Below are 3,130 nucleotides of genomic sequence, written 5' to 3'. Positions count from 1 at the left end.
CTTCAATGGCGGCTACCTTGCGGCTCGTCTTGCCGGCCATGACCCGCTGGAAGCCGCGCGCCGTGCCCATCGCGTCGCCGCTGCCGTGGTGCAGGTACGCGGCGCGCTGGCGCCGTTCGAGACGCTGCGAACCGCTTTCGAAGGCTAAAGGCTGAAAAAACTAGGGTAGCCGAAATCTGTATTCCGTGACGTGGTGGTAGATCGCGCCCGGCCACAGCGTTGCCTGCGGGAAATAGGGCCGGTTCGGCGCATCCGGCCACACCTGCGGCTCGAGGCAGAAACCGCAAAAGGCCTTGTAGTTCCGCCCTTCCAGCCCGGTGCGCGGCGTCACATACTGGCCGGTATAGAGCTGGACGCCGGGCTCGGTGGTCCAGACCTCCATCTCGACACCGGAACTGGTGCCTTGCGTCCATGCCGCCTGCTTGAGCGGCCCGCGTGTCGACGCAAGGCAGAAATTCTGGTCGTAAGGCAGCTGTTCGCCCTCGGTCTCCATGCGCAGCGGCCGCGCCTGGCGGAAATCGAACGGCGTGCCGTCAACCGGCTTGACCACCCCGGTCGGGATCATGTCGCCATCGACCGGCAGGTAGGCGCCGGCGTTCAGCATCATCCTGTGGTCGAGAATGTCGCCGGCACCGCCATCATCCAGGTTGAAATAGGAATGCTGGGTGAGATTGCACAGCGTCGGCTCCTCACAGGTGGCGGTCAGCTCGACGCTGAGCGTGCCGGGGATCTTCAGCCGGTAGGTACAGGTGACGTCGAGCGCGCCGGGAAAACCCATCGTGCCGTCGGGATCGTGCAGGGTCAGCGTGACGAAATCCCTGCCATGCAAGGAAACCGTCCACGGCCGGTGGGAGTAACCTTGCGAGCCGCCATGCAGCGTATGCTTATCGAGGAAGTTTTGCTCGGTCTGGTAGCGGTTGCCGCCAATAGTAAAGCGGCCGTCGCGGATGCGGTTGGCATAGCGACCGACGACCGCTCCGAAGAAGCCCGTATCCGTCTCGTAGGCTTGCAGACTGTCGTAGCCGAGCACGAGCGGCGCATCATGCCCGGTCAGGCGCAGGTCCTGGATGATTGCGCCCAGACCGATGACGTTGGCGGTGATGCCGCCACCCCTGATCGTGAAGCGACGCACCGGCTCGCCTGCCTGTGTCGTGCCGAAAACCTCGCCGTCCTTCATCGCCATGCCCGTAAATGCCAGTTGATCCTGAGGACTTCGGCTGGTTTTCCTTCCGAGATGGGCAAGCCATTGGCCTCCCCATCTCAGGGATAGCCTATCAGAGGCCGAGGCCACCGATGCAGACATATTTGGTGTCGAGATAATCCTCGATGCCCTGATGTCCGCCTTCCTTGCCGAGACCCGATTCCTTGACGCCGCCGAACGGCGCCTCCGGCGTGGTGATGAGGCCCTCATTGACACCGACCATGCCGTATTTCAGCCCTTCCATGACGCGGAAGGCGCGGCCGAGATCGCCGGTGTAGAAATAGCAGGCGAGGCCGAATTCAGTGTCGTTGGCGAGCGCGATGGCTTCCTCTTCGGTCTCGAATTTGAACACCGGTGCGACCGGGCCAAAGATCTCTTCCTTCATGAAGCGCATCTTGGGTGTCGCGTTGGCGATGACCGTCGGCTGGAAGAACGAACCGCCGAGCGCATGACGCTTGCCGCCGGCGACGATCTTGCCGCCCTTGGATGTAGCGTCGGCGATCAGTTCCTCGACCTTCTCGACCGCCTTCTCGTCGATCAGCGGTCCCTGCTGCACGCCCTCCTCGAGGCCGGAGCCGACCTTCAGCCCGTTGCTGGCGGCAGCGAGCTTCTCGACGAACTTGTCATAGACACCAGCCTGGACAAGGAAGCGGTTGGTGCAGACGCAGGTCTGGCCGGAATTGCGGTACTTGGCGGTGATCGCACCGGCGACCGCACGCTCGAGATCGGCGTCGTCGAAGACGATGAACGGCGCGTTGCCGCCGAGCTCCATCGACACCTTCTTGACGGTGACCGACGACTTCTGGATGAGAAGCTTGCCGACCTCGGTCGATCCGGTGAAGGTGATCTTCGATACCAGCGGATTGGCGCAGATCTCGTCGCCGATCTCGCTGGCCGAACCGGTCAGGATGTTGACGACGCCCTTGGGGAAGCCGACTTCCTCGGCGAGCGCGCCCCAGGCCAGACCCGAATATGGCGTCTGCGACGCAGGCTTGACGACCGCTGTGCAGCCGGCGGCGAGCGCCGGGCCGAGCTTGCGGGCCAGCATCGAGGATGGGAAATTCCACGGCGTGATGGCGGCAATGACGCCGACCGGCTCCTTGGTCACCAGGATGCGGCGGTCTGCCCATGGCGACGGCACGACGTCGCCATAGGTGCGGCGGCCTTCCTCGGCGAACCACAGGATGTAGGCCGCGGCAGAGCCGATCTCGCCCTTCGATTCGAACAGCGACTTGCCTTGCTCGATGGTTAGCAGTTCGGCCAGCACGTCCTGATTGTCCATCATCGCGTCGTGCAGCTTGCGCAGCAGCTTCGAGCGCTCGAGCGCGGTGGTCTTGCGCCACGACTTGAAGGCGGCGGCGGCAGCTTCGATGGCGCGGCGGGTCTCGGCCTTGCCCGACTTCGGCACGGTGCCGATCTTGAGACCGGTGGCCGGGTTGTTGACGTCGACCGTCTGGCCGCTGTCGGCCTGCACCCATTCGCCATTGATGAGATTGGCCTGCCGCATGAAATGGCTGGTTTTCTGAAGCATGGTCTATCCTCCGTTCGGCGCGCTGACGGGCCGGTCTGTGAAGTCTTCGGTGAGCGTGCGCCATGGACTGAAGCCGGCACGCCGGAGCCTCTGCTCTTTACCTAGGGCAAGGCCCGCAAGCAATCGCAAGATGGCATATAGGGGTTGGACCAGCCCGAGGCGAGAGCAGGCCGAACTATGACGCGCCGATCGCGGGCCGGAATCATCTGAATATCGACATGCCCCATCAGAAAACGTGAAGCACCACCGCCAGCCAAAAGGCGGTGGTGACGGCGGCGCAGGCCGTGGCGATGGTCATCTGGTTCGACGCCAGCGCCTGGCCGGTGTTGAACTGCACGGCGATGAGATAGGAATTGATGCCGGACGGCAGCGCCGCCACCACCACCGCGACCTTGGCC

At 63.8% G+C, this 3,130-nt stretch carries 4 protein-coding genes; 1 reads left to right on the top strand and 3 read right to left on the bottom strand.

Features of this window, described 5'->3' with window-relative positions:
* A partial coding sequence (locus EN935_RS28645; protein ID WP_245489076.1) for a PfkB family carbohydrate kinase occupies nucleotides 1–148 on the top strand: 148 nt, incomplete at its 5' end.
* Nucleotides 149–160: 12 nt separating this feature from the next.
* On the opposite strand, the gene EN935_RS28640 is transcribed toward EN935_RS28645, so the two are convergent.
* The 3 genes from EN935_RS28640 to EN935_RS28630 form a co-directional block, all read right to left on the bottom strand.
* Nucleotides 161–1,183 (bottom strand): aldose epimerase family protein, encoded by a 1,023-nt coding sequence (locus tag EN935_RS28640; protein WP_127265564.1) that lies wholly within the window; start codon nucleotides 1,181–1,183, stop codon nucleotides 161–163.
* A 91-nt stretch (nucleotides 1,184–1,274) separates the two neighbouring features.
* A complete protein-coding gene (locus tag EN935_RS28635) occupies nucleotides 1,275–2,732 on the bottom strand; it encodes an NAD-dependent succinate-semialdehyde dehydrogenase (RefSeq protein WP_127265563.1) in 1,458 nt (485 codons plus the stop codon).
* 226 nt (nucleotides 2,733–2,958) lie between these two features.
* The coding region (locus EN935_RS28630) for an AEC family transporter (protein ID WP_206534591.1) at nucleotides 2,959–3,130 on the bottom strand (172 nt) is incomplete at its 5' end.

The sequence above is a fragment of the Mesorhizobium sp. M7D.F.Ca.US.004.03.1.1 genome, assembly GCF_003998635.1.
GTDB lineage: Bacteria > Pseudomonadota > Alphaproteobacteria > Rhizobiales > Rhizobiaceae > Mesorhizobium > Mesorhizobium loti.
Note: the sequence above shows the minus strand (reverse complement) of the source record. Positions and strands in the feature narration are given on the sequence as shown.

Excerpts from the sequence above, each read along its gene's own strand:
- EN935_RS28640 (WP_127265564.1), bottom strand. The coding sequence starts at position 1,183 with ATGGCGATGAAGGACGGCGAGGTTTTCGGCACGACACAGGCAGGCGAG.
- EN935_RS28635 (WP_127265563.1), bottom strand. The coding sequence starts at position 2,732 with ATGCTTCAGAAAACCAGCCATTTCATGCGGCAGGCCAATCTCATCAAT.